The organism is Nonomuraea angiospora, assembly GCF_014873145.1.
Classification (GTDB): Bacteria; Actinomycetota; Actinomycetes; order Streptosporangiales; family Streptosporangiaceae; genus Nonomuraea; species Nonomuraea angiospora.
This window is the reverse complement of record NZ_JADBEK010000001.1, coordinates 5,730,848-5,756,396: the sequence shown is the minus strand read 5'-3', so window position 1 is coordinate 5,756,396 and position 25,549 is coordinate 5,730,848. Positions and strand designations below refer to the sequence as shown.

22 protein-coding genes are annotated in these 25,549 nt (G+C 70.8%); 8 read left to right on the top strand and 14 right to left on the bottom strand.

Annotated elements, in window-relative coordinates; genetic code table 11:
• Positions 1 to 11 precede the first annotated feature (11 nt).
• The gene (locus H4W80_RS26125) at positions 12 to 986 is read left to right on the top strand and encodes a methyltransferase (RefSeq protein ID WP_192787511.1); all 975 of its coding nucleotides are present in this window, start codon (positions 12 to 14) and stop codon (positions 984 to 986) included.
• Between the two features lie 56 nt (positions 987 to 1,042).
• On the opposite strand, the gene H4W80_RS26120 is transcribed toward H4W80_RS26125, so the two are convergent.
• From H4W80_RS26120 to H4W80_RS26100, 5 genes are all read right to left on the bottom strand, one after another.
• Positions 1,043 to 3,535, bottom strand: a complete 2,493-nt coding sequence (locus H4W80_RS26120; RefSeq protein WP_192787510.1) for a PEP/pyruvate-binding domain-containing protein — start codon at positions 3,533 to 3,535, stop codon at positions 1,043 to 1,045.
• 219 nt (positions 3,536 to 3,754) lie between these two features.
• On the bottom strand, positions 3,755 to 4,390 hold the full coding sequence (locus H4W80_RS26115) for a response regulator (protein WP_192787509.1): 636 nt from the start codon (positions 4,388 to 4,390) through the stop codon (positions 3,755 to 3,757).
• Between the two features lie 3 nt (positions 4,391 to 4,393).
• Positions 4,394 to 5,695 (bottom strand): sensor histidine kinase, encoded by a 1,302-nt coding sequence (locus H4W80_RS63790; protein ID WP_318787063.1) that lies wholly within the window; start codon positions 5,693 to 5,695, stop codon positions 4,394 to 4,396.
• Positions 5,692 to 6,414 (bottom strand): ABC transporter permease, encoded by a 723-nt coding sequence (locus H4W80_RS26105; protein ID WP_185067986.1) that lies wholly within the window; start codon positions 6,412 to 6,414, stop codon positions 5,692 to 5,694. The genes H4W80_RS63790 and H4W80_RS26105 overlap by 4 nt, the downstream gene beginning before the upstream one ends.
• The gene (locus H4W80_RS26100; RefSeq protein WP_192787508.1) at positions 6,411 to 7,127 is read right to left on the bottom strand and encodes an ABC transporter ATP-binding protein; all 717 of its coding nucleotides are present in this window, start codon (positions 7,125 to 7,127) and stop codon (positions 6,411 to 6,413) included. Before H4W80_RS26100 ends, H4W80_RS26105 begins: the two co-directional genes overlap by 4 nt.
• Before the next feature lie 161 nt (positions 7,128 to 7,288).
• On the opposite strand from H4W80_RS26100, the gene H4W80_RS26095 reads away from it, so the two are divergent.
• Both H4W80_RS26095 and H4W80_RS26090 read left to right on the top strand, forming a co-directional pair.
• Positions 7,289 to 8,134 (top strand): ABC transporter ATP-binding protein, encoded by an 846-nt coding sequence (locus H4W80_RS26095; protein ID WP_225963670.1) that lies wholly within the window; start codon positions 7,289 to 7,291, stop codon positions 8,132 to 8,134.
• 47 nt (positions 8,135 to 8,181) lie between these two features.
• On the top strand, positions 8,182 to 8,982 hold the full coding sequence (locus tag H4W80_RS26090) for an ABC transporter permease (RefSeq protein WP_318787062.1): 801 nt from the start codon (positions 8,182 to 8,184) through the stop codon (positions 8,980 to 8,982).
• 371 nt (positions 8,983 to 9,353) lie between these two features.
• On the opposite strand, the gene H4W80_RS26085 is transcribed toward H4W80_RS26090, so the two are convergent.
• The 3 genes from H4W80_RS26085 to H4W80_RS26075 all read right to left on the bottom strand — a co-directional run bounded on the left by H4W80_RS26085 (position 9,354) and on the right by H4W80_RS26075 (position 11,808).
• Positions 9,354 to 10,088, bottom strand: coding sequence for a 4'-phosphopantetheinyl transferase family protein (locus tag H4W80_RS26085; RefSeq protein ID WP_318787061.1), 735 nt, complete (start codon positions 10,086 to 10,088; stop codon positions 9,354 to 9,356).
• A 123-nt stretch (positions 10,089 to 10,211) separates the two neighbouring features.
• Positions 10,212 to 10,874, bottom strand: coding sequence for a response regulator transcription factor (locus H4W80_RS26080; RefSeq protein WP_192787506.1), 663 nt, complete (start codon positions 10,872 to 10,874; stop codon positions 10,212 to 10,214).
• A complete protein-coding gene (locus H4W80_RS26075; protein WP_192787505.1) occupies positions 10,861 to 11,808 on the bottom strand; it encodes a sensor histidine kinase in 948 nt (315 codons plus the stop codon). The genes H4W80_RS26080 and H4W80_RS26075 overlap by 14 nt, the downstream gene beginning before the upstream one ends.
• A gap of 820 nt (positions 11,809 to 12,628) precedes the next feature.
• Here H4W80_RS26075 and H4W80_RS26070 point away from each other — a divergent pair.
• Positions 12,629 to 15,373 carry a helix-turn-helix transcriptional regulator gene (locus tag H4W80_RS26070; protein ID WP_192787504.1) on the top strand — a complete coding sequence of 915 codons (2,745 nt, stop codon included), beginning with the start codon at positions 12,629 to 12,631 and terminating at the stop codon, positions 15,371 to 15,373.
• Between the two features lie 210 nt (positions 15,374 to 15,583).
• Entirely contained in the window at positions 15,584 to 16,513 is a 930-nt protein-coding gene (locus H4W80_RS26065) for an aldo/keto reductase (protein ID WP_192787503.1), read from the top strand.
• A 54-nt stretch (positions 16,514 to 16,567) separates the two neighbouring features.
• Here H4W80_RS26065 and H4W80_RS26060 read toward each other — a convergent pair whose 3' ends face one another.
• Complete coding sequence (locus tag H4W80_RS26060) at positions 16,568 to 17,446, bottom strand: UbiA family prenyltransferase (protein WP_192787502.1); 879 nt, start codon at positions 17,444 to 17,446, stop codon at positions 16,568 to 16,570.
• Between the two features lie 209 nt (positions 17,447 to 17,655).
• Between H4W80_RS26060 and H4W80_RS26055 the strand changes: the two genes are divergently transcribed.
• On the top strand, positions 17,656 to 19,323 hold the full coding sequence (locus H4W80_RS26055) for a 2-isopropylmalate synthase (protein ID WP_192787501.1): 1,668 nt from the start codon (positions 17,656 to 17,658) through the stop codon (positions 19,321 to 19,323).
• 261 nt (positions 19,324 to 19,584) lie between these two features.
• Here H4W80_RS26055 and H4W80_RS26050 read toward each other — a convergent pair whose 3' ends face one another.
• Both H4W80_RS26050 and H4W80_RS26045 read right to left on the bottom strand, forming a co-directional pair.
• A complete protein-coding gene (locus H4W80_RS26050) occupies positions 19,585 to 19,794 on the bottom strand; it encodes a DUF5988 family protein (protein ID WP_192787500.1) in 210 nt (69 codons plus the stop codon).
• Positions 19,795 to 19,806: 12 nt separating this feature from the next.
• A complete protein-coding gene (locus H4W80_RS26045; protein WP_192787499.1) occupies positions 19,807 to 21,219 on the bottom strand; it encodes an acyl-CoA carboxylase subunit beta in 1,413 nt (470 codons plus the stop codon).
• A 307-nt stretch (positions 21,220 to 21,526) separates the two neighbouring features.
• Between H4W80_RS26045 and H4W80_RS26040 the strand changes: the two genes are divergently transcribed.
• Positions 21,527 to 22,735: an NAD(P)-dependent malic enzyme gene (locus tag H4W80_RS26040; RefSeq protein ID WP_192787498.1), complete on the top strand. Its 1,209-nt coding sequence runs from the start codon at positions 21,527 to 21,529 to the stop codon at positions 22,733 to 22,735.
• 75 nt (positions 22,736 to 22,810) lie between these two features.
• Here H4W80_RS26040 and H4W80_RS26035 read toward each other — a convergent pair whose 3' ends face one another.
• Positions 22,811 to 23,239 (bottom strand): nucleoside deaminase, encoded by a 429-nt coding sequence (locus tag H4W80_RS26035; protein ID WP_192787497.1) that lies wholly within the window; start codon positions 23,237 to 23,239, stop codon positions 22,811 to 22,813.
• A gap of 69 nt (positions 23,240 to 23,308) precedes the next feature.
• Positions 23,309 to 24,166, bottom strand: coding sequence for a DUF4429 domain-containing protein (locus H4W80_RS26030; protein WP_192787496.1), 858 nt, complete (start codon positions 24,164 to 24,166; stop codon positions 23,309 to 23,311).
• 37 nt (positions 24,167 to 24,203) lie between these two features.
• On the opposite strand from H4W80_RS26030, the gene H4W80_RS26025 reads away from it, so the two are divergent.
• Positions 24,204 to 24,791: an HD domain-containing protein gene (locus H4W80_RS26025; protein ID WP_192787495.1), complete on the top strand. Its 588-nt coding sequence runs from the start codon at positions 24,204 to 24,206 to the stop codon at positions 24,789 to 24,791.
• An 8-nt stretch (positions 24,792 to 24,799) separates the two neighbouring features.
• Here the strand turns inward: H4W80_RS26025 and H4W80_RS26020 are convergent, their stop codons facing one another.
• Positions 24,800 to 25,510, bottom strand: a complete 711-nt coding sequence (locus H4W80_RS26020) for a FadR/GntR family transcriptional regulator (RefSeq protein WP_192787494.1) — start codon at positions 25,508 to 25,510, stop codon at positions 24,800 to 24,802.
• Positions 25,511 to 25,549: the final 39 nt, after the last annotated feature.

The following is a 25,549-nucleotide window of genomic DNA, read 5'->3' as shown; positions in this document are numbered from 1 at the left end:
GGAAGGACTCGATGGAGCAGGATCTGATGCGCATCCTCACCGGAGGATGGGTGGCGCAGGCGACCTTCACCGCGGTGCGCCTGGGCGTCGCCGACGTGCTCGACGGGCGGCGTCTGGCCCCCGAGGAGATCGCCGAGGAGGTCGGCGCGCACCCCGGCGCGCTGCACCGCCTGCTACGGCTGCTGGCGGGCGTGGGCCTGGCCGACGCCGACGGCGACAACAGGTACGGGCTGACCCCGATGGGGGCGCAGCTGCGCGGCGACGCGCTGGGCCCGCTGGCCACCCTCTACGGCGAGGACTATTTCGCCTCCGCCTGGGACGGCCTGGCCCACGCGGTCCGCACCGGGGAGCCGGCGTTCGAGCACGTCCACGGCGAACCCGTGTTCGCGCACCTGGCGGGCGATCCGGGCAAGGCGGCCGTCTTCAACGCGGGGATGGCGGCGGGCGCCTCGTTCTTCCGCGGCGTCCCCGACGCCTACGACTTCTCCGGCGCGCGCCGCGTGGTCGACCTGGCCGGCGGCACCGGCGCCCTGCTGGCCACGGTCCTGCGGAGCAACCCCGCGGCGCGCGGCGTGCTGTTCGACGTGCAGGAGGTCGTCGAGGCCGCGCCCGCGCACCTGGCGCGGATGGGGGTGCTGGACAGGTGCGAGCTGGCCGCCGGCGACCTGTTCGACGCCGTGCCGGAGGGCGGCGACGTCTACGTGCTCTCGCGCGTCCTGCACGACTGGGACGACGAGCGCTGCGCCGTCCTGCTGGCCAACTGTGCCAAGGCGATGGAGCCGGGGGCCGAGCTGCTGGTCGTCGAACGCGTCGTCGGCCAGGACTCGTACCTGCCGCTCGCGTACGACCTGCACATGATGGTGATGACCGGGGGGCGGGAGCGCACCGAGGCGGAGTACCGCGTGCTCCTGGAGGAGGCCGACCTGACCCCGGGCAGGCTGCTCGACCTGCCGCTCGGGATGCGGCTGCTCACCGCCACCCGCTGAAAGGGAACAAAGGCGCCGGGCTCGTGGAGAGCCCGGCGCCTTCTCCATGTCCTTCCTCAGCTCAGGACGAGCGCCCGCTCCGACTCGCCGATCACCTCGACGCTGCCCTTGCTGCCGTCGACGCGGATCCGGTCGCCGTCCCGCACCAGCATCGTGGCGTTCCTGGTCCCGACGACGGCGGGGATCCCCAGCTCGCGGGCGACGATCGCGGCGTGCGACAGGGGAGCGCCGACGTCGGTGACGACCGCCGCCGCGCGCGGGAAGAGCAGCGTCCAGCCCACGTTCGTCACGGTCGTCACGAGGATCTCGCCCTCACCCAGCCGGTCGCCCTCGGCCACCGACGCCAGCACCCGGGCGGTCCCCTCGACCACGCCGGCCGCGCCGGGGAAGCCGCTGATGGTCTGCGACGGCGGCGCCGCCGTGTCCTCGGCGTCGAACACGTCGCCGCGCCGGTGCGGGTCCGCGGCCCACCGCTCCGGGTCGAACCGGCCGCGGATGACGCCCGGGTACGGCGGCAGCGCCTTGTACAGCTCGTACGTGGCCCGCCGCCCGGCGACGTACGACAGCGGCCGGTTCCAGCCGCGCAGCACGCCCAGGATCTCCTCGATCGTCAGGAAGAACAGGTCGTCGCCCTGCCCGGTCACCTCGCCGGCCCGCAGGACGAAGTCGCGCACCATCCAGAAGCCGCGCATCATCTCCGACCGCGTCTCCTCGCGGGAGCGGACGATCGCCTCCCAGCGGTCGATCTGGCGGCGGAACTTCTCGGCCTGCCTGGGGTGGCGCTCGCGGAAGCGCCGCCAGGCCGCCGCGCTCGCCGCCTCCTGGCGTTCGAGCAGCTCGGTGGGGTCGACCGTGAGGCCGGCGAGCTGCTCGTCGATCCACGCCGGGTCCTCCACCGGCCGGGCGGCCGAGACCTCGAACTCGTCCGGGCAGCGGTGTCCGTACCTGCTGACGTACTCCTCGCGGGAGATCTCGCCGCGCTTGAGCCGGGCCAGCCCGAGCAGCGGGCCGAGGCTCTCCAACCGGCCGTCCCGGGCCTGGATGCCGGACATCAGCACGGTGGCGTCCGCCTCTCCGACCAGCTTCGTCAGCCGGGCGCCGAGGTAGACCAGCGAGCCGGCGTCCTGGCGGGCCGCGGCGGCCAGCATGCGGTTGCACTCGTCGAACCTGGGCTCGATCTCGCTCTGCCAGAGCGCGACCAGGTCGTCGCTCTCGGCGATCATGGCGCGGAGCTCCTCCGTGCGGCGGGGCGCCTGCGCGATGTACTCGGGGATCCGCTCCACGAGCTTCTGGATCTCGCGCCGGCCGCCCAGCATCGGCCTGGCCGCCCTGAGGGTCTGCCAGCGCGACATCGGCAGCAGCGGCGTCCGCACGCCCTCGGGCAGCCTGCCGTAGACCGGCTCCTGCGCGTCCTTGATCTTCCTGGTCATGCCGAGCGCCCTGCCGAGCGAGGCGGTCAGGCTCATGTTCATGTAGACGCGGCCGCCGATGTTCCCGCAGATGGGGTGGCCGCCGAGGTCGCCGACGATCATGATCTCGGAGATGAACGCCTGCACGAGCGACCAGGTGCACGGCGTCATGACGCTGGGGATGGCCTCGCCCAGGTTGCCGTTGGTCCACAGGTAGTCGCCCTTGAGCGAGTCGTTCCACACCTCGCGCTGGCCGGTGATCGGCCTGGCCTGAAGGATGTGCGGGCGCCCGTCGTGCAGGGCCCACTCGATGTCCATCGCGCGGCCGTACAGTTCCTCGATCGCCAGGCCCAGCTCGGCCAGCCGCGTCGCCTGCGCCGAGGTCAGGACCGGCTCGTCGCGCCTGGCGGGCGGGACGGGCTCCTCCCGGGTGCCGTCCTGGGTGCGCACGGTCATGACGGCCTTGGACGCGATGCGCTCCTCCACGACGGTGAGGCCGGCGCGGTCGATGGTGATCGTGTCGGGCGTGACGAGGCCGCCGACGACCGCCTCGCCCAGGCCCCACGCGGCGTTGATGGTCAGCCGGTCTTGGGGGGAGACCCGGTCCTCGGTGAACAGCACGCCCGCCGCGTCGGCGGGGACGAGCTCCTGGACGACGACGGCGATGGCGACCTGGTCCCGCGGGATGTCGTGGCGGTCGCGGTAGGCGATCGCCCGGTCGGTCCAGAGCGAGGCCCAGCAGCGCTTGACCGCGTCCAGGAGCTGTTCGGCGCCGCGGATGTTGAGATAGCTGTCCTGCTGCCCGGCGAACGACATTCCCGGCAGGTCCTCCGCGGTCGCCGACGACCTGACGGCCACCGCGGCGTCCTCGCCCAGCGTGGCGTACGAGGCCAGAATGTCCCCGGCGATCTCCGGCGGGATCTCGCACCCGGCGAACAGTGCCTGGATCTCCCCGGCGTCCCCGGTCAGGATCGCCTCGCGCAGACCGTGGCGGGAAACGAAGTCGCGGTAGGCGCCGGTGGTGACGTGGAAACCCGGCGGCACCGGCAGCCCGGCCCTGGCCAGGCGGGCCAGGGATTCGCCCTTGCCGCCGACGATCTCCAGCTCGGCCCTCGGGTCGGCCAGGGCAAGCGTGTTCATGCGTTCATCTCCAAATCCTTCCGGACGATCTCCAGGAACCGATTCGGCGGCACGCGGAAAGAACTCAGCAGGGGAAAAAGGAAATGCGGTGGCCATTTGACACACCGCTTGACTCGTCACGTCCGGGGCGGGAAAGGTGCCCTCGGGTAGAGATGGAACGGCCGCCTGTTCCACGGTACGAAGCGTCCGGAGGGGCGGCACACCCCTAGGCGCCCTTAATCAGCCGTCGGCGCCCGGCCTGAGCAGGCCCGTCTCGTAGGCGGCGGCGACGGCGGCCGCACGGTCGTTGACCTCGAGCTTGGCGAAGATGTGCAGCAGGTGCGTCTTCACGGTGGCCTCGGTGATGAACAGCCGCTTGGCCACGTCGCGGTTGGTGGCGCCCCGGGAGATGAGCGACAGGACCTCCAGCTCGCGGCGGCTGAGCGGCTGCTGGCGCGGCGCGCGCAGCTTCTGCGTGAGCACGCCGGCCACGGAGGGGGACAGCACGGTCTCGCCGCGCGCCGCCGCCTGCACGGCGCGGCGCAGCTCGGCGCGCGGGGTGTCCTTGAGCAGGTAGCCGGTGGCCCCCTCCTCGATGGCCGGCAGCACGTCCACGTCGTCGTCGAACGTGGTCAGCACGAGCACGCGGACGTCGGGCGCCTGCTCGCGCAGCCGGCGGATGAGCTCCGCGCCCTTCATCCGCGGCATGCGCAGGTCGGTGAGCACGACGTCGGGATTGGTGCGCTCCACCACGGCCAGCGCCTCGAACCCGTCACCCGCCTCCCCGACCACCTCGAACTCGTCGTCGGTGAAGATCCCGCGCAGCCCGTCGCGGACGACCGGATGGTCGTCCACGATGATCAGCCGAATCGGCATGTCTCACCCGGCGTTTCTGGATCGGTCGGATGGCTCGAGGCCCGTTTCGGCGGGGATGGCGGGGACGGTGGCGGAGATGCCGGTGCCCTCGCCGGGGGCCGACTCGATCTGGAAGTCGCCCGCCAGCCTGGTCACGCGCTGGCGCATGGACAGGAGGCCGAACCCGCCCGTCTCGGAGGCGGGCGCGGCCGGCAGGCCCGGTGGCTCGGGGGCGAAACCGGCTCCGTCGTCGCGTACGTCCAGCACCACGACATCTTCCATGTACGACAGAGTGAGGGCAACTCGTCCGGCGGAAGCGTGCTTGGCGACATTCGCCAGCGCCTCCTGCGCCACCCGCAGCAGGGTGATCTCCACCTCCGCGTGCAGCGGCCGGGCCTCGCCCGTGACCTCCAGGGACGAGAGCACGCCGCTGGCCTGCGACCACTTGCCGGAGACGTCCTGGAGCGCGGCCGGCAGCTGCGACTCGGCCAGCGGCGCGGGGCGCAGGGCCTGCACCGACCGGCGGGCCTCCTTCAGGCTGTCCCTGGCCAGCGTGCGAACGGTGTCAAGGCGGGCACGAGCCGCCTTGACGTCGTCGAGCGCCTCCTCGGCGGCCTCCACCTGGGTGACGATGGCGGTCAGGCCCTGCGCGATCGTGTCGTGGATCTCCCTGGCCAGCCGCTGCCGCTCCCCGAGCACCCCGGCCTCGCGGGCCCTGGTCAGCAGCTGGGACTGCAGGTTCGCGTTCTCCGCCGCGAGGGCGGCCAGCCTCGCGCCGGTCTCCTGGAGCTGCGCGATCATCACCCTGCGGCTCTCGTTCTGGTCGGAGATGGTCTGGACGACCAGGCCGACCGCGGAGGCGACCAGCGCGGCCACCAGGAACGAGAAGAGCATCTGGCCCGGGCTCCGCCCGGCCTCCGGCCGCATCGAGACCAGCACCGCCGCGGTCGCGGCCACCCCGGCGTAGGCCCACCAGCGGGGCAGCAGCGCGAAGGACTGGATGAACACCGCCGGACCGGCCACCGTGAACACCGAGTCGATGCTGACCAGCGCCCCGATGGCGGCGAGCAGGACGGCGAAGTAGGCGAGCGCGACGAGGTGGTGCTTGATCCACTCCGGGTGCGCGCCGACCATGAACCAGTGCCAGGCCATCGCGAACAGCGCCAGGACCAGCGTGTCCGCCCGCCAGTTCTGCAGCAGGGAGAAACCGGCCGGAAGCGCGATGAACAGGTAGGGCAGGTAGGGCCAGACCCGGTCCCATCGTGAAGGGCCGGGGCCGGTGGAGGTGACCACCGGCCCCGGCCCTTCACGGTCGACGCTGCTCACCACCGGAAGGCCTTGATGGCGACGCCGCCGGCGACCAGGCAGATCGCGAGCATGACGGCCAGCGAGATCGGGGACATCGCGCTGCCCTCCCAGCCGGCGCGGATGGCCTGGACGGCGGGTGCCATGGGGGTCAGGTCACCGATCGCCCGCATCGAACCGCCCATGCTCTCGCGGGGGATGATCGCGCCGGAGATGAAGACCATCGGGAAGAACAGGCTCAGCCCGATCACGGTCGCACCGCGGCCGGAGGGCACCACGGCGCCGAGCAGGAAGCCGATGGCGCTGAGGCTCAGCGCGGCGAGGAGCCACGCCACGACCACGCCGCCCACGTTGGCCGGCGCCGACGCGCCGTAGACGAAGAAGCCGATGGCCACCAGCAGCGCCGTGCCGAACACCGCCAGCAGCATGTGAGCGACCCACTGGGCGCCGAACAGCATGCCGGGCGAGGCCGGCGTGGCCCGCAGCCGCTTGAGCACCAGGCGCTCCCGGTACTGGGCGACCGTGGCCGGCAGGATGACCAGCGCGGCCATGCCGATGACGAAGGTGGTCAGCATCGGCACGTTGGCGTCCGCCAGCGACAGCCCGCTGGGAAGGGACCCGCCGTTGCGCAGCTTGACCCAGAGCATGATCGCCGGGAAGGCCAGCGCGAAGAACGCCGACATCGGGTCCCGTGCGATCAGCTTCAGCTCGACCGCGATGACCTGGGTGATGCCTCTCATGCCGCCTGCCCTCCCGTCAGAGCGAAGTACGCGTCCTCGAGCGATTCGGTACGGCCCTGGGCCTTCAGCTCGCCCGGCGTGCCGTGGGTGATGACGCGGCCCTGGTCGATGATCGCCATGCGGTCGCACAGCGCCTGGGCCTCGTCCATGAAGTGGGTGACCAGCACGACGGTCACGCCGCGGTCGCGGATCTCCCGGACCAGGCCCCACGTCATGCGGCGGGCCGAGGGGTCCAGACCGGTGGTGAGCTCGTCGAGGAAGACGACCTCCGGGTTGCCGACCAGGGCCAGCGCGATGAACAGGCGCTGCTTCCAGCCGCCCGACAGGCTCCGGAAACTGGAGCGCTGCCGCTCGGTCAGCCCCCACTCGTCCATGAGCGCCCTCCAGTCGGCGGGCTTGTCATAGAAAGAGGCATACATCTTCAGCGCCTCGCCCACCTTGAGCGCGTCCGGCAGGGCCGCCTCCTGCAGCTGGACGCCGATGCGCGGAAGGAGCCGGCGCCGGTCGGTCTGCGGGTCGAGACCCAGCACGCGCAGCACGCCGCCGTCGCGATCCCGCAGGCCCGCCATGCACTCCACGGTCGTGGTCTTGCCCGCTCCGTTGGGGCCGGCGATCCCGAAGACCTCGCCCTTTTCCACCTTCAGGGATACGCTCTCGAGAACCTGCTTGCCTCGGTAGCTCTTACTCATACCCTCGATTTCGATGACTGTCATGTTTACAGAATCATCGGTGGCCGCGACTTCCGACATCCTCCGAACGGTTGATAGGGGGTCAGCTCCTTGATTTGGGGTCCGACCTGCGGCTTAGACGTATGACCAGGTGAAACCCTAAATAGGGGTGTCGGCGGCGGGGCCGATCCCCAACCCTGATGGGTATGAGCGATACAGCGGTGCGCGTACGTGAGCTGCGCAAGCGATATGGCGACGTGGTCGCCATAGACGGCGTCGACCTGGACATCGCCAGGGGTGAGGTGTTCGCGCTCCTCGGCCCCAACGGCGCAGGCAAGACGACCACTGTTGAGATCCTCGAAGGGCACCGCCGCCGCGACACCGGCGACGTCAGCGTGCTCGGAGAGGACCCCGGCCAGGCCGGCAGGGCCTGGCGCGCCAGGCTCGGCATCGTGCTGCAGTCGGCCACCGACGCCGCGGAGATGACCGTCCGGGAGATGGTCCACCACTACGCGACCTATTACCCGAGCCCGCGTGACCCCGACCACGTGATCGAGCTCGTCGGCCTCACCGGCAAGGCCGACGTCCGCACCCGCCACCTGTCCGGCGGCCAGCGGCGCAGGGTCGACGTGGCGCTCGGCGTCGTGGGCAATCCCGAGCTGGTCTTCCTTGACGAGCCCACCACGGGGTTCGACCCCGTGGCACGCCGGCAGTTCTGGGACCTGATCTCGCAGCTGGCCGACGAGGGCACCACCATCCTGCTGACCACGCACTACCTGGACGAGGCCGAGGCGCTGGCCGACCGGGTGGGAGTGATCGTCGGGGGCCAGGTCGTCGCGCTGGGGGAGCCGGCCACGCTGGCCGGCCGCGCGCAGGCGATGGCCACCGTGAGCTGGTCCGGCCCGGACGGGGAGCACAGCGTGAAGACGGCGACGCCCACGCAGGTCGTCGCCGAGCTGGGCCGCCAGTTCGAGGGGGAGATCCCGGAGCTGGCCGTGACCCGGCCGACCCTCGAAGACATCTACCTCGGCCTGATCGGAGACCAGCCGTGACCACCACGATGTCGAGACCGACGACTCGCAGCCCCGCCGCGAGCTCGGTGAGTCTGCCCAGCGCCTGGAGCCTGGCGCTCAAGCGGGGCGCGCTGGAGCTCAGGAGCTTCTTCCGCACCAAGAGCCAGTTCATCGTCATCTTCTCGCTCCCGGCGATCATGCTGATGCTGCTGGGCGCGATGCAGATCAACAAGCCGGCCATCGCCGGGATCACGGGCGCCCAGATCCTCACGGCCGGCATGATCGGCGCCGGCGTGATGGGCACGTCCTTCCAGAACCTGGGCATCAACATCGCCCTGGAACGCCACGACGGGACCCTGAAGCGGCTCTACGGCATGCCGATGCCGCGGATGGCGTATTTCGGCGGGAAGATCATCCAGGTCCTGGTGTGCATGGTCGCCGAGGTCGCCATCCTGGTCATGGTGGGAGCGCTGCTGTTCGGCATCCAGGTGCCCACCTCGCTCGACCGGTGGCTGACGTTCGCCTGGGTGCTGCTCCTCGGCGGTACGGCCTGCGCGCTCCTGGGCATCGCGGCCGGCAGCCTGCCGAAGTCGACGCGCGGGGCCAACGCGGTGATCACGCTGCCCTTCCTCATCGTGCAGTTCTGCTCCGGCGTCTTCATGCCCTTCTCCGACGTGCCGGGCATCCTCCAGTTCTTCGCGTCGCTGTTCCCGCTCAAGTGGATCACTCAGGGCATGCGGTCGGTCTTCCTGCCGGAACACGCGGCGGCCCTGGAGCCCTCCGGGTCGTGGCAGCTCCCGATGACGGCCATCGTGCTCGGTGCCTGGTGCGTCGGCGCGCTGCTGCTGTGCCTGAAGACGTTCCGCTGGACGGCCAGGGACAGCTGACCTCGAACCCTCGTTCCTCGTGACGGTGGCGGGTCGTCTGAACGCCACCGTCAGTCGCATGCCCGGCCGCTGTGCCGGGCTTTCGCGTCGGTGGGTCCTCGCGCGTCGCGACCGGGGCGGGAGCCGTTCACCCGCCTTGCGGTTCACGGGGAGGGGCGGCCGCATGCCGGCGGGCGCCGGGAGGAGCGGGCACGTGCGGCGCGACTGGCGCCGGGAGGAGCGGGCACGTGCGGCGCGACTGGCGCCGGGAGGGGGCGCGTGTGGCGCGGCGAGCGCCGGGCGGAGCGGGCGCGTGTGGGGCGCCGTCGCCGTGCCCGGCCGGAGACATGGAGTCGGGCGCGGCGGGTGTGGGCCGCGCCGTCCGGCCGGGGTCAGGCCTTGACGGGCTGGGCGGCGGCGGGGCGCCTGTGTGCCGCGCGGTGGCGGCGGGCGGCGGGGCCGGTGGCCTTGACGATGGCGGTGACGATGAGGCCGTCCTGGGCCTTCCACGTGCCGGAGAAGCCCATCAGCTGCCGGCCCTCCACCTGCGGCCCGGTCACCAGGAGCCGGGCGGAGAACGTGCCCTGCACCGGGTTGAAGGTGAGGATCGCGTCCTCGAAGTCGAGCCACCGCTTCGCCAGCGGGAACCAGGCCTTGTAGACCGACTCCTTCGCCGAGAACAGCAGGCGGTCCCAGGCGACGTCCGGGTAGTCGGCGGCGAGCGCGGTCAGCGACTTGCGCTCCTCGGCCAGGGAGACCGCCTCCAGGACGCCGTACGACAGCGGCTGGTTGGGCTCGGCGTCGATGCCGATCGTGATGGTGTCGGTGCCGGGGCTGACGACGGCGCCGCGGTAACCGGCGCAGTGGGTGATGCTGCCCACGAAGCCCTTCGGCCACTGAGGTTCACCGCGCACGCCCGGCAGGAGAGGCTGCTCGGGCAGGCCGAGCAGCCCCATCGCGGTCCTGGCGCACATGCGTGCCGTGGCGAACTCCTTGCGCCGGCTCTCCACCGATCGGCTGATCACCTCTTCTTCCCCAGGGAAGAGCACCGCGTCGTGGTCGTCGAACGTGTCGACCGCCACCACCCACGGCGGGAGGATGCTCCCGATGAATGCATTGGTGTTCACAATTCCACGCTAGGCAGGGCCTTCGCGGAAGAAAATGTTCGGGCGCTTCTTCTCGGGCTCTCCGGAGACGGTTGCGGGGTGAACCTACCCCGGGAAGGGGGTCCGATTTATTCATATATATGGCTAATTGTCGGATCGTGTCCGTGATGGTGTGATCAGTGAGGCGTCGATCGCCCGGTTGACGGCGTCGATGCGCGAGGCGGCCCCGAGCTTGACGAAGATGTTGCGCAGGTGGCGCTTCACCGTGGCTTCCGTGGTGTTGATGCGGGCGGCGATCTGCCGGTTGCTGAGCGCCTGCGCGGCCAGCTCGAGGACCTCCCGCTCCTTGCTCGTCAGCACCTCGGACGGTGAGCTCTCCATCTGGGCGAGGCTCTCGCGTGAGACGGCGAGCACGACCCGTTCCGGCTCGTCGTGCACGCTCCGGATGGCCGACACCAGCTCGTGCCAGTGGACGCTCTTCAGCAGGTATCCGCGGATGCCGGCGGCCAGGAGCCGGTGCAGCAGCTGCGGTCCGTCGTACATGCTCAGGATGATGATCTGCGTGTTCGGTGACTGGATGCGCAGGCGGGTCACGGTGTCGGTGGCGGAGTCGCCGGGGATCTCCACGTCGAGCAGGAGAATGTCCGGCTTCTTGTCGGCCACCATGCTGAGCGCGCCGCTGGAGGTGCCGGCCTCGCCCACCACGACCAGCCCCTCCTGGGATTCCAGGATCTCCCTGAGTCCCTCGCGGAAGAGCGCGTGGTCGTCCACGATGGCCACGGTGGTCGGTTGCTCACTCCTGATCATAGGGTCGCCTCTGGATGGGCACCGCGAGGTCGACCCTCGCCCCCTTGCCGGGTTCGCTCGCGATGGTGACCGTGCCGCCGAGCAGCTGGGTGCGTTCCCGGATGGAGGACAGGCCCAGGCTGCCCTTGGGCGCCTGCTGGCTCGGGTCGAAGCCGCAGCCGTCGTCGATCACGGAGGCGATCAGCTCGTGCGGCGCGACGTCGATCCGGATGAAGATGGTCGAAGGGTCTCCGTGGGTGAGCGCGTTGCGGGCCGCTTCGCGCAGGATGAGCAGGCACTCCTCGCTGACGATCGGGGGCGCCCAGCTCTGGTCGCCGTTGACGATGAGCTCGACCTGTACGTCGTCGGTCCCGATCACGTCCAGGTAGCCGAGCAGTCCCTTCTCCAAGGTCCTCCCGTCGGGAGGGTGAAGGTCGGAGGTCACCTGGCGCAGGCTGCACATCGTCTCCTGGATGGCCTGCTGCGCCATTTCCAGTTTGGCCAGCGCCTTGGCCGGCTCGGACGGCCGGTAGAGGTTCGACAGCTCCAGCTGGCGCTGGGCGACGCTGAGGCTGTGGCCGATGCGGTCGTGTAACTCCCTGGCGATCCGGCGGCGCTCGGCCATCTGCGCCTCGGTCACCTGGTTCAGCAAGAACCCGGTGTAGCTGCTCGAAGCCTCTCGGATGCGCAGGGAGATGCTCTGTTCCAGGGCCGTCACCACGAGCCTGAGCAGCCGGGCGGCGTGGGTGTCGTCCTGAAGTCGGTGACTGAGAGTAGTGAATGCGGCGCGGAAGAAGACCGACGCGGCCAGTAGGGACTCTCTCGGGTGGATACCGGCGGACGCTCTGGCCACGCCGATGTCCCAGGACAGGAAACGGGACGTCTCGTCGTCGAGCAAGCGGCCTGCGCGCAGCGTGCCGGCCATCTCCGTCAGGATCTCGCCCGCGTTCGCCATGACCTGGGCTTTCGTATGCTGATCCCTGATCAGTACGCTGCCGATCGAGGCCAGTCCCTGCTCGTACCTGCTCAGTATGTCGGCTCGGCACTCCTCGATAAGATTCGCAGTCCCCGTGGCATCTTGCTCGCCCCTTTGCGCAATTTCTCCCACCATGTCCCCTTGGAAATGCACGAATGCTTACATCTTGGGTCAACACTGGTGAGTAGGCAACTGTATGAACATAGGCCCCGATGCGTCGCGGCCTGCGTTCCGGGCCTGCGAGCCCTGTGACCAGTGGGAACGCCTGCGACGCAGGGAATGTCAATATTCTGTGACTTAGGGTGCCCTATCTTGAGGGGGCACCGCGGAGGGCTCCAGGGGCCGGGGAGACGGCCTGGATCGACATGAGCATGGCTCGCATTAGCGCTGCTCGGCCAATGTTAACGCGCCGGTAATAAATGACTCAAGCGCTTCGCCGGGACGGCCGGGCCCCCGCCCGCCCCTGGGCCGCGGGGCCGCGGAGGGCGGCCCAGGGCCTGGTGCCGCCCCGAGGTGACCGCCCGGCGGATCGACTCGGACCACGCGTTGGTCCGAAAGTTGGAGACCGGTTGGTCCGTGTGGAGCGGTGGGCGGTATTAAGGATAAGTCATATTGTGGGCACCCCGAACTGACACCTAACGTGAGGACCGTCAACCCATAACCGGACACGGAAGAGGTTGAGGGTCGTGCGACAAGTCCGACGGATCGTGAAATCGAAGCCGAAAAAAGAGCTGAATGGCTCCTTGGACCTCAGAACCCCTTCCGGCCGGAAATTGCCTTTCTAAAAGGGGTGTCCATCATGGGGCTGTACGAAAGAGACACCGCCATGGCCTCCATGCAAGGTCTCCTCGCCGAGGCCGTGAGCGGCAAGGGCCGGGTCGCAATGGTGACGGGAGTCGTTGCGACGGGCAAGAGCGAGCTCCTGCACGCCTTCGCCGAGCAGGCTCTGGAGCACGGCGCGCTGCCGCTGGTGGCCTCGGCCACCCGGGCGGAGAGCGACCTGCCGCTGGGCGTGCTCGGCCAGCTCTTCCAGAACGCGCCGCTACAGGAAGACGTACGCGCGCTCGCGGCGGACCTGCTGCGAGAGGGCGCGCAGATGGCCTCCCCCGCGAAGGGGGAGAGCTTTGAACAGGTGGACGCCCAGATCGTCCACTCGCTGTGCGCGGTGCTGCTCTCGCTCGCCGAGCGCCACCCGCTGGTGATCGTCGTCGACGACGTCCACCTCGCCGACAGGGCCTCGCTGCTCTGCCTGTCCTACCTGGTCCGCAGGGCCAGATACTCCCCGCTCATGGCGGTGTTCGGCCAGGCCGACTACCGGCCGCACACCCACGGCTTCTTCGCCACCGAGATGCTGCGCCAGCCGCACTGCACGGCCGTGCGGCTGGCGCCGCTGTCGTACGACGCGGTGGTGAGCATGGCGGCCGAGCACCTGGGGGAGGTGGCGGCCGAAGCCGTGGCCCCGGACTGGTACGCGCTGAGCGGCGGCAACCCGCTCCTGCTCAGGGGCCTGATCGAGGACTTCGGGACGAGCGGCGGCGCCCCCGCCGAGCGTTACGGCGAGGCCGTGCTGTCCTGCCTGCACCGGGCCGACCCCGCGCTCCTGCAGGTGGCCGGCTGGCTATCGGTGCTGGACGACCCGGAGCTCCTGCAGCGCCTGGTCGACGCGGACGGCACGACGGTGGCCCAGGCCACCCGCTGGCTGGAGACCGCCGGCCTGCTGGAGTCGGGCCACTACCGGGCCGAGATCGCCAGGGAGACGGTGCTGGCCGAGCTGGGCGACGAGACGCGGCGCAGCGTCCACCGCAGGGCCGCCGAGCTGCTGCACCTGGAGGGGGCCGACGACGTCGTGATAGCCGAGCACCTGGCCGGCGCCGACGCCACCGACCTGCCGTGGGCCGTCCCGGTGCTGGAGGCCGCGGCGCTGCACCGGCTGGACGACGGGTTCGTGGACGAGGCCGTCGACTATCTCAAGCTCGCCTGGCGCTGCTGCACCGACGAGCGGCGGCGTACCACCATCGCCACGCTCCTGATGCGCGCGGAGTGGCGCATCAACCCCAGCACCCCCGCCGAGCACATCGCCGAGCTGACCGACGCCCTGCACAACGGCACCCTGCGCGGCAGCGACGCGGTCGTCCTGGCCAGGGCACTGCTCTGGCACGGCAAGGTGGACGACGCCTGCCAGGTGCTCGAACACCTGAAGGAGACCGGCGACACCGAGCCGCAGACCGTGGCCGAGCTGGTCGGCACCCGGTTGTGGCTGCGCGCCTCGGCGCCGCCGCTGCTGGCCCACGTCAACAGGGCGACCACCGAGCAGAACAAGGAGGCCGTCTTACCGGTGCGGGTGAGCCGGCGGCTGGAGGCGATCAACGCCCTGACCTCGGTGCTCACCCGCGGTCCCCGCGAGCGCACCCTGGCCACGGTGGAACGGATCCTGCACAGCTCCCGCCTGGACGAGATGTCCATGGACACGGTGGAGAGCTCGCTGCTCGCGCTCACCTACGGCGGCTGGCCGGACAAGGCGGCGCCGTGGTGCGACGCCTTCATCGAGGAGGCGCAGTCCCGCAGCGCGCCGGCCCGCCGGGCCCGGCTCACCGCGATCCGCGCCGAGATCGCCATGCGGCGCGGCGACCTGCAGACCGCGGCCTCGTCCGCGCGCCTGGCCCTGGAGCTCATCCCGCCGGCCAGCTGGGGCGTCACCGTGGGGTCCCCGCTGGCCAACCTGATGCTGGCCGGCACGGCCATGGGGCAGTACGACCAGGCGCTCGCCCAGGTCAACACCGCGGTCCCGGACGCCATGCTGCGCACCCGCTTCGGGCTGCACTACCTGCACGCCCGAGGGCGCTACCACCTGGCCGTGGACCATCCGGCGGCGGCGCTGCGGGACTTCCGCTTCTGCGGCGAGCTCATGGGCGAGTGGGAGATGGACACGCCGGGCTTCATCGCCTGGCGCGCCGACGCGGCCGAGGCGCTCATCCGGATGGGCGAGCACGACGAGGCCCGTGCCCTGGTCGAGGAGCAGTTGTCACGCTGCGGCCCCATGGCCTCGCGTACGCAGGGCATCGCGCTGCGCCTGCTGGCCGCCACGAGCGAGCTCCGGCACCGGCCCATGCTGCTGCGGCAGTCCACGGACCGCCTGCAGGCCTGCGGCGACCGCTACGAGCTGGCCCGGTCGCTGTTCGACCTCACCGAGGCGTTCCACAGCGTCGGGGAGTTCCGCAGGGCGGGCATCATCGCCAGCCGTACGCGCATCCTCGCCCAGGAGTGCGGTGCCCAGCCGCTGAGCCAGGCGCTGGCCGGTGACGCCTCCTCCGCCGGCGACGGGCAGAACGCGGAGATCAGCAAGGTCGTGGCCATCCTCAGCGACGCCGAGCGCCGGGTCGCCGGCCTGGCCTCCGTCGGCTACACCAACCGCGAGATCGCGGCCAAGCTGTTCATCACGGTGAGCACGGTGGAACAGCACTTGACGCGCATCTATCGCAAGCTCGGAATCACCCAGCGTTCGGATCTTCCCACCGATCTGGAGCTGAGCCCGGCCGTCCGCTAACCCTCCCAGAGCCTGCCCACCACGCGGAGTCCGCGTGGTGGGCAGCGTCATTAACTAGGTGTATAACTGATCGTTGCGTTCTGTGTCAGGCGGCATAAACGGGAAAGATTCTCCCCTTATTCATCTGCCCATAGGGGGGATAGGGGTTGTGGCACAATCACGGCCCACAGATCGTATGTATAACGTGCCGGCCGAATGAAGGGGAGTGTCGTGGACAGCAGAAGGCTGGGCGATGCGGGGCTCATCACCTCGTGTCTGGGCTTCGGGTGTCTGGCCCTCTCAGGCGTGTACGGCCACGTCGACCGCTCGGAGTCCCTGGCGCTGATCCACTACGTTCTCGACGTGGGCGTGACGCTGCTCGACATGTCCGACGACCACGCCGACGGCGAGGTCGAGCGGCTCGTCGGCGAGGCCGTCCGGCCCTGGCGTGACGACGTGCTCCTGGCGACGCGGACCGTCCAGCGCGGCACCGGCTGCGGAGAGCTGGCGCAGGCGTGCGACGCCTCGCTGAAGCGCCTGGGCGTCGACTACGTCGACCTCTACATCGCCGGCCACGAGGAGCCGTCCGTGCCGGTCGAGGAGACCGCCCGCCAGCTGGCGGACCTGGTGACCGCGGGCAAGGCCCGCCACGTCGGCCTGTCGGGGGTGACGGGGGAGCAGCTCCGCCGGGCCCACGCGGTCCATCCGGTGGCCGCCCTGGCGACGGAATACTCCCTTTGGCACCGTACGGTCGAGCTCGACCAGCTACCGGTGGCGCGCGAGCTCGGGATCGGCGTGCTGGCCGGCCGGCCGCTGGGCCGCGGCTTCCTGACCGGGCGTAGCCTGGCGCCCTCGCGGCTCGGCCCGGCCGACCCCCGCCGGGCGGATCCCCGGTTCTCGCCGCACAACCTCCCGCGCAACATCGCGATGCTGCGGCGGGTCGAGACCGAGGCGGCGAACATGGACGTCAGCACGGGCCGCCTGGCCCTGGCCTGGTTGCTGTCGCGGGGGCCGCAGGTGGTGCCCGTGCCCAGCACGCGCGACCCGGTCCACCTGGAGATGAACGTGGGCTCCGTCAAACTCCGGATGACCGAGGGGGTGTGCCGGCGGCTGGAGGAGTCCTTCCCGCCCGGCTCGACGGGCGCCGACTGCGCCGGCTGATCGGCCGGTCCGCCTGTCAGCTACCGTGATGCCGTCAGATGCCGTCAGATGCCGTCAGATGAGCAGGAGCGGCAGGATCGCCAGGCCGTGCAGGGCGTACTGGGTGGCCATGAAGGCGCCGTACGGCTCGCGGCGGCGGCCCTTGAAGCACAGGACCGTGATGACCAGCGCGCCGCCGGCCATGGCGAGCGCGGACGGCCACAGCGGGAGCTTCAGCAGCAGGACGGTCGCGGCGAAGGCCAGCGCCAGCCCGATCGCCGTGCAGCAGATCGTCAGCCGCAGGACGCGCTCGCCGTGCATGACCGCGAAGGTCATCCGCCCGGCGCGGGCGTCGCCCTCGATGTCGGGCAGGTCCTTGGTCGTCGAGCCCACGAGAGCCGTCCACAGCGACGCGGCGAGCACGAAGACGACCAGCATCAGCGAGTGCCTGATCTCGCTCGCGTAGGAGAAGGCGCCCCCGTAGTAGGTGAGCAGGGTGGCCACGCCTCCCGACAGGACCGTGCCGCCGGAGCTGCGCTTGAGCGGGAACGGGGGGCCCGAGTAGAGGTAGCCGAGCGTCAGCACGACGGCGAGCATGCCGCCCATCAGCGGGGAGAGCGCGAAGCCGGCCGCGAGCGACAGCAGTGCCGCCCCGATCGCGACCGCGCCGGCGAAGCCCGGCGGCAGGTCGCCACGGACGATGGGCCGGCGCGAGCCGTTGAGCCGGTCCTCCGGCACGTCCATGACGCCGTTGAAGAGGTAGACGGCGAAGATCATCATCACCCATGCCGCGGCGCCCCAGACCGTTCTGCCCAGGTGGCCGTCGTCGCCGGCGACCGAGGCGCACAGCGCCGTGCCGGTGAGGAAGCGCAGCAGGAAGATGAACTGCACGGTAGGCCGCGCCTCCGCGAAGCACAGACGGCCTCGCCGGAGCGCCGGTTCGATAGTCGCCATGATCGGAGTGTGAAGGGCGGGCAGGGGCCCGAGAAGGGGGGTGCGTCGAAAGATACCGGGGGCGCGCACTCTCGATACCCCTGCGGAATCCCTTGGTCAGGACCGGCACTCTCATGATCCCCGACCTGTTCGCGGGTCCGTCGCCGCTTGTACGTTGAGTCCGGAGATCTCCTAGAGCCACACCATGAGACCTGCGAAGGAGATACACGATGGCCGCGACCCGTCCCGTCGAGCGCTATTCGAACTTCACCCCGCTGGCCCTGGCCGACCGTACCTGGCCGGACAAGAGGATCGTGGCGGCGCCCCGCTGGCTGTCGACGGACCTCCGCGACGGAAACCAGTCGCTGGCCAACCCGATGTCGCCGGCGCGCAAGCTGCGGATGTTCGAGCTGCTCGTCGACCTCGGCTACAAGGAGATCGAAGTCGGATTCCCGGTGGCCAGCCAGGACGACCACGACTTTGTCCGGATGCTCATCGAGCAGGACCGCATCCCCGACGACGTGTGGATCTCGGTGCTCGTGCCGGCGAGGGACGAGCTGATCGAGCGCTCGGTCACCGCGCTGGCCGGCGCCCCCCGCGCCACGTTCCACCTCTACAACGCGACCGCGCCGCTGTTCCGGCGCGTGGTGTTCGACATGGACCGCGCCCAGTGCAAGGACCTGGCCGTGCAGGGCACCCGGCTGATGATGAAGTACGCCGAGCGGGACCTGGCGGACTGCGACCTGCGCTACCAGTACTCGCCCGAGCTGTTCAACGAGACCGAGGCGGACTTCGCCCTCGAGGTCTGCGAGGCGGTCATGGACGTGTGGGAGACCGGCCCCGGCCGTCCGATCATCCTGAACTTCCCCACCACCGTGGAGCGCTCCCTGCCCTCGGTGTTCGCCGACCAGATCGAATGGCTGGACCGCAACCTCTCCCGCAGGGAGCACGTCTGCCTGTCCATCCACCCGCACAACGACCGTGGCACGGGGGTGGCCGCGTCCGAGCTGGCGCTGCTGGCCGGGGCCGAGCGCATCGAGGGGTGCCTGTTCGGCAACGGCGAGCGGGCGGGCAACGTCTGCCTGGTGACGCTCGGCATGAACATGTTCACCCACGGGGTGGACCCGGGGATCGACTTCTCCGACATCGACCGGATCCGCGACACGGTCGAGCTCTGCAACGAGATCCCCGTCCACCCCCGGCACCCGTACGGCGGCGAGCTCGTCTACACCGCCTTCTCCGGCTCCCACCAGGACGCGATCAAGAAGGGCTTCGACGACCTGGAGCGGGCCGCCGGCGAGGACGGCGTCGACGTCGGCGAGATGCCGTGGAACATGCCGTACCTGCCGGTGGACCCCAAGGACGTCGGCCGCACGTACGAGGCGATCGTGCGGATCAACAGCCAGTCGGGCAAGGGCGGCATCGCGTACGTCATGAGCGCCTGGCACGGGATGCGGCTGCCCCGCGAGCTGCAGCGGGAGTTCGCCGGGCTGGTCCAGGCACGGGCGGAGGCACGGGGCAGCGAGCTGGCGCCCGAGGAGATCTGGGCGCTGTTCGAGCAGGAGTACCTGGCCGGCCAGGCCCGGACCGAGACGCTGCGGCCGGGCGACCGGATCACCGCGACCCTCCACATGGACGGCCAGCAGGAGCAGGCCGTGCGGGCCCTCGGCGTCACGATGGCGCCCTGGGGCGTCGACGTGCGGGCGGTGCACCGGGCCGACGGCACCGAGCGCGTCACGGGCATGAAGACGACGGTCTACGCCGAATGCAAGGTGGACGGCACGACGGTCTGGGGCGTGGGCGTCGACACCAACGTGGTCGACGCGACCCTGGCCGCGGTCGGCTCGGCCGCCAGGCGGAGCGGGCGGACGGGGGGCACGCTCGCGAACGCCAGCTGATGCCGGGGGGACACGCCGGCGGCCGCCGAAAGGGCGGCCGCCGCGGCGTTTTCTCTGGAAAAGCGAGAACGAGAGCCACCGTCCATTTGATTTTGGACGGTGGCTCTCGTTCTGCTGGGGGCTTCGCAAAAGGGGGAGTGCCGTCTAGTTCAATGCCTCACCTCTCCGGCGGGATAAACATCCGTCAAAACCCGACTACTCATATTGAATCGCCGGTCCGGCGGTTTTCCCACCCCTAGCGAACCCTTAGGAGGTCACCGGTCACTCGGCAATGGCGGTCCGCATGATCCAGTGGTAGGCGGGCACCTCCTGCCCGTCCACGTGCGTGCGCTCGCCTTTGTGCAGAAAATGCTCGTAGCCGCTGCCGAAAGGCAGTTTGATCTTCTCGCAGAATTTCGCGAGGGTCACGACCCGCTGCTCGGCCGGCAGGTGGTTCGGTCCGCCGACGAGCATTACCTTGATTTTCGACATGGTCTCCTCGATTCAGAGCGGGATATTGGAGTGGCAGCCGCGGTCCTGCGGCGCCGATGCCAGTGCTTCCGCCAGCCGGAGCCGGGTCTCCAGGGGCGAGACGACCGCGTCGACCACGCCGAGCGACATCGCCCGCTCGACCCCGCCGGCCGTCCGCCGGTGCTCTTCCACCAGCCGCGCGTGCAGGTCCGCCCGTTCGGACTCGTCCACCGCGGCCAGTCGCTTGCGGTGCAGGATGCCGACCGCCGCCTCGGCGCCCATGACCGCCACCTCCGCGTCGGGCCAGGCGTACACCGCGGTCGCGCCCAGCGACCTGGAGTTCATGGCGATGTAGGCGCCGCCGTACGACTTGCGGGTGATGAGCGTGACGCGGGGCACGACCGACTCGGCGAAGGCGTGCAGGAGCTTGGCGCCCCGCCTGACCACGCCGCCCCACTCCTGTTGCACGCCGGGCAGGTAGCCGGGCACGTCCACCACGACCACGAGCGGGACACCGAGCGAGTCGCACATCCGCACGAACCGCGAGGCCTTCTCCGCCGAGAGCGAGTCGAGGCAGCCGCCCTTGCGCAGCGGGTTGTTGGCGATCACGCCCACCGTCCGCCCGCCCAGCCGGCCGAGCCCGACCACCATGTTGGCGGCCCAGCGGGGCTGGAACTCCAGGAACTCCGGGTCCAGGAGCTCGCGCAGGACCGGCCGCACGTCGTAGGCGCGGCGCGGCTGCTCGGGGAGGAGGGCGCGCAGGTCGCGCGGCTCGCTCAGCGCGGCGAAGTCGAACCGGCCGGGGCGGGTGAAGAACCCCGTCAGCAGGCGGGCCCGGTCGTAGGCGGCCTGCTCGGAGTCGACCGTGATGTGCGCGACGCCCGATTTGGGGCCGTGCGCCTCCGGGCCGCCCAGGCCCGCCATGTCGATCTCCTCGCCGGTGACGCTGCGGACGACGTCGGGCCCGGTGATGAAGACCCGCGCGACGTCCGACATGATGATCACGTCGGTCAGCGCGGGCCCGTAGGCGGCCGCGCCCGCGGCCGGTCCGAGGACGACCGAGATCTGCGGGATCAGGCCGGAGGCCGCGGTCATGGCGGCGAACATGCGGCCGACGCCGTCCATCGACTCCACGCCGTCGGCCAGCCGGGCGCCGCCGGAATGCCACAGGCCGATCACCGGGCAGCGCCGGCGGACGGCCAGCTGGATGGCCTCGACGATGCGATTGGCGCCTGCCCAGCCCAGCGCGCCGCCCATGCGCGTCGCGTCCGTGCAGTAGGCGATGACCGGCGAGCCGTCGATCAGACCGTGTGCGGCCTGCACGCCGCTCTCGTCGTCGCCGGGCATCGGCACCAGGGAGCCGGGATCCAGGAGCCGCGAGAGGCGTGCCGATGGCGTCCGCGGATCGAGTGGTGCTTCCGTGGGAAAAGCGGTCAGGACCGTCATCGTTGTCCTTTCGCAGGTATCTGTGCTTCGAATTTCCCGACCGACCCCTATCCCGGACAACCCCTACTGCCTCGTACCTCTTACCAGGGGAGGGCTCCGATATAGGGGGCACGTGGGGTAATCGGGAATGGCCGCGCGTGTGACACTCGGGATGTGTTCTGAATCACAGCGGTCGTCGCGGAAAGGGATGGACGTCATGAAACGTGCACAGCTCAAAAAGGCGCGCCCGGCGCGCACCACGGTGCGACACGAGGTGCCCGACTTACGCACCCCGTCCGGCCGGCTGCTGCGGTTCTAGGAGTTCCCGATGACCACCGAAATCACCGCGCCGGCCATCAGCCTCGCCACGCTTCTCGACCAGGACCCGGCCTTCCGCCTGCACGAGGGCGGCAAATTGGAGACGCGCCCGTCGGTGCAGGTGCGCGACGCCGGCGACCTGTCGCTCGCGTACACGCCGGGGGTGGCCCGCGTGTGCACGGCCATCGCCGAGCGGCCCGAGCTGGCCGACGACTACACCTGGCGGTCCAACGTGGTCGCCGTGGTCACCGACGGCACCGCCGTGCTCGGGCTCGGCGACATCGGCCCCACCGCGGCCATGCCGGTCATGGAGGGCAAGTCGCTGCTGTTCAAGCAGTTCGGGGGCGTGGACTCGGTGCCCATCTGCCTGGACTGCACGGACGTCGACGAGCTGGTGGAGACGATCGCCCGGATGGCCCCGTCCTTCGGCGGCATCAACCTCGAGGACATCAGCGCCCCGCGCTGCTTCGAGGTGGAGCGCCGGCTCAAGGAGCGGCTGGACATCCCGGTCTTCCACGACGACCAGCACGGCACGGCGATCGTGGTGCTGGCCGCGCTGCGCAACGCCGCGCGGCTGACCGGGCGGCGGCTGTGGGACCTGCGGGCCGTCGTGGCCGGCGCGGGCGCCTCCGGGCTCGCGGTCACCAGCATGCTGCTCAAGGCCGGCATCGCCGAGGTCATCGTGTCCGACAGCAAGGGCGTGATCCACCAGGGCCGCGACGACCTCAACACGTACAAGGCCCTGATCGCGACCTGCACGAACCAGTCGGGCCACACCGGCACGACCGAGGAGGCCATGGCGGGGGCGGACGTCTTCATCGGCCTGTCGGGCTCGACGGTCAGCGAGCGGGCCATCGCGTCGATGGCGCCGGGCTCCATCGTGTTCGCGCTGTCCAACCCCGAGCCGGAGATCCACCCGGGGATCGCGCTGGAGCACGCCGCCGTCGTGGCCACCGGGCGCAGCGACTTCCCCAACCAGATCAACAACGTGCTCGCCTTCCCCGGCGTGTTCCGGGGCGCCCTGTCGGCGCGGGCCGTTCAGATCACCGAGAACATGAAGATGGCCGCCGCGCACGCCCTGTCGGGCGTGATCGAGGAGGAGCTGTCGGTTGAGCGGATCATCCCGGAGCCGTTCGATCCCCGGGTGGTGCCCGCGGTCGCCGCGGCGGTGGCCGACCAGGCCCGCCGTGACGGCGTGGCCCGCCTGCGCGGCCTCTGAGGCGCACACCGGCCGGGGCGCCCGCCTCTCCGCCTCCCGGCACGGAGGCGGAGCGGCAGCATGAGCCGCGCGGGATCAGGCGTAGTAGCCCTCAACGGGTACGCGCGCCTCGTCGTACAGGGCCGGGCCTTCGGCGGGCGGGTCCACGAAGGCGCTGCCCGGCGGCTTGAGGCCGTCGAGCTGCTCGCCGGACAGCGCGTAGACGACGCGGCCCAGGCCCGAACGGGCGATGGCCCCCGCGCACATCCCGCACGGCTGGCAGCTGGTGTACATCGTGGTCGTGGCCGCGGCCGAGGGATCGAGCTCGCGGGCGGCCCAGCGGGCCAGCTTCAGCTCCGGGTGCGCGGTGATGTCGCGGTCGGTGAGCGAGCTGTTGCGCTCCTCGACCAGGATCGAGCCGTCCGACCCCGCCAGCAGCGAGCCGAACGGCGGGTTGCCGCCAGCGCGGGCCTCCGCGGCCAGCTCGATGGCGCGGCGCAGGAGTCTCTCTTCGTCGCGGGTCACGCTCGGTCCTCCGATCCTGGGCATCTGGCCACATTCTCCATGGGGCCCCGACGCCCTGACCTGGTGGGGTCACGTCTCCTGGAGGCGGCGGATCATGGCCTGCTTGGCCGCCGCGAACTCCTCGTCGGTCAGCACCCCGGAGCGGTGCAGCTCCCCGAGCTCCCCCAGGCGGCGCAGGACCGCGTCGTGCACGTCGTCGGAGACGGGCGGGGGAGGCGGCGGCAGCTCGGCCTCCCTCGGCAGCCGGGCGAGCACGGCCGCGGCGACCAGGGCGGTGGTGCCGCCGAAGCGCTGGATGCCCCACGACACGCAGTGGAGGTCCTTCTGCGGCGGCTGCGCGGGCCCCTCGCCCTTGACGCGGAAGCGCAGCGTGCCGTAGCCCATGCCGGACTGCGGCTTCCACTCCACGCCTGCCACGTCCGCCAGCGGGAACTCCTGCGGCCCCGCCTTCTCCTTCTCCGTGCTCGCGAACCCGGTCCACTCCAGCCGCACCCGCTCCCCGTCGAAGAGCGCGGTGCCGTCGCCCGCCGTGGCCGAGACGGGCACGGAGGGCCCGGCCAGGAGGTAGTCGTCGCAGGCGGCGGTGGGCGTCTGGTAGACGAGCAGGGTGTCGCGGACCTCGTCGGCGAAGTATTCGGCCGCGCCGGCGCGGCTCTTGGGGACGCTCAGCCGGTACGGGTCGGCGGGCGGGCCGAGCAGCCCCGCCACCGCGTCGGAGAGCGGGTCGGCCCCTTTGCGCAGCCGCATCCGCACGTGGCCGCCCTTGCGCGACGGCTCGAACGCCATGCTCGCGATCGCCTCCAGCGGCACCACGATCTCGCCCAGCGTCCTGCGCAGCTCGTGCACGCCCTTGTCGCTTCCGGGGACAATGCGCAGGAACTCGCCGTTGAACGTCCACGAGCCGTCGGCGACGGCGATCTCGGCCATATTCTCAGCCTAGGACACGCGGGACGAGAGGAGCGGGATGGAGATCTTCACGAGCTGGTCGTCCTGGGCGCAGGCGGAGGGCCCTGTGAGCAAGGCGCTCCCGCCGGGGACCACGGAGTCCCTGCGTGACGCGGTGGCCTTCGCCCGCGCGCAGCACGGGGTGCAGCAGCGGCCGACCGGGCGCCCGTACGTGGAGCATCTGCTCGAGGCGCTGGAGGTGGCCGTGGTCGGCGCCGAGCTGGCCGACCGGGACGTGCTCGTGGCGATCGTGCTGCACGACGTGCTGGAGGACACGCCGTGCACCGAGGCGGAGATCGCGCGCCGGTTCGGCGCCGGCGTGGCCGAGCTCGTGCGGTGGGTGACCAGGCCGCGCGGGGTCGCGAAGGTCGACTACCTGAGCTCCCTGGTGCAGGCGCCGCTGCACGCGGTGTTCGTGAAGCTGGCCGACCGGGTGAGCAACGTGCAGGAGCTGCAGCGGATGCCGTGGCGGTTCCAGCGGCGCTACTACCTGGAGACCGTGGCCTACATCATGCCGCTGGCCGGTGCCCACCCCTGGTTCGCCAGGTGGTTCGGGGAGTGGCGCACGCGCTGGCATCCCCGCGTGGAGCGGCTCAGCGCGTACTAGCCGCCGATCTAGCCGCCGATCCTGGCCACGCGGTTGCGTACGCCCTCGAAATGGGCGTGTACGGCGGCCACGGCCGCGCCCCGGTCGCCGGCCAGCACGGCCGTGTAGATGTCGCGATGGCGCCTGACCACGTCGCCCGGCGACTCGTCGGGCGCGCCCAGCTTGTCGCGCAGCTGGTAGTAGACGTCCCAGAACGCCCCCAGGAGCTGGCTCACCAGCGGGTTGCCGAGCGGGCGGTAGAGGAGGTCGTGGAAGAGGCGGTCGGTCTCGGGGGAGACGGGCCCGGCGGGCGCCTCGGCCTCCATCCTGGCGATGACGTCTGCGACCGGCGTCAGGTCGGCCTCGGGGCCCAGCTCGATGAGGCGCTCGACGAGGCCGCTCTCCAGGATCTCGCGGATCTCGATCAGGTTGGCCAGGTGGTTCTTGCCGTCCTGCAGCGTGATGCGGCTGTGGAAGGTCAGCTCGTCCACCAGCCCCGCCAGCGACATGCGGCCCACGAACATGCCGAAGCCGTGGCGGATGTCCACGATGCCGACCGCCTGCAGGGCCTTGAGCGCCTCCCTGATCGAGTTGCGGCTGACCCGCAGCTCCTCCATGAGCTCCGACTCGGTCGGCAGGGGGTCTCCGGCCACCAGCCCACGCCGGACGATCAGGTCCTTGACGCCCTCCTGGGCCTCGACGGCACGGCTCGGCCGCGCCGGACGCGGGACTGTGGCCATGAAAATTCCTTTCGCCGTATGTAACATTCCGGAAATCTT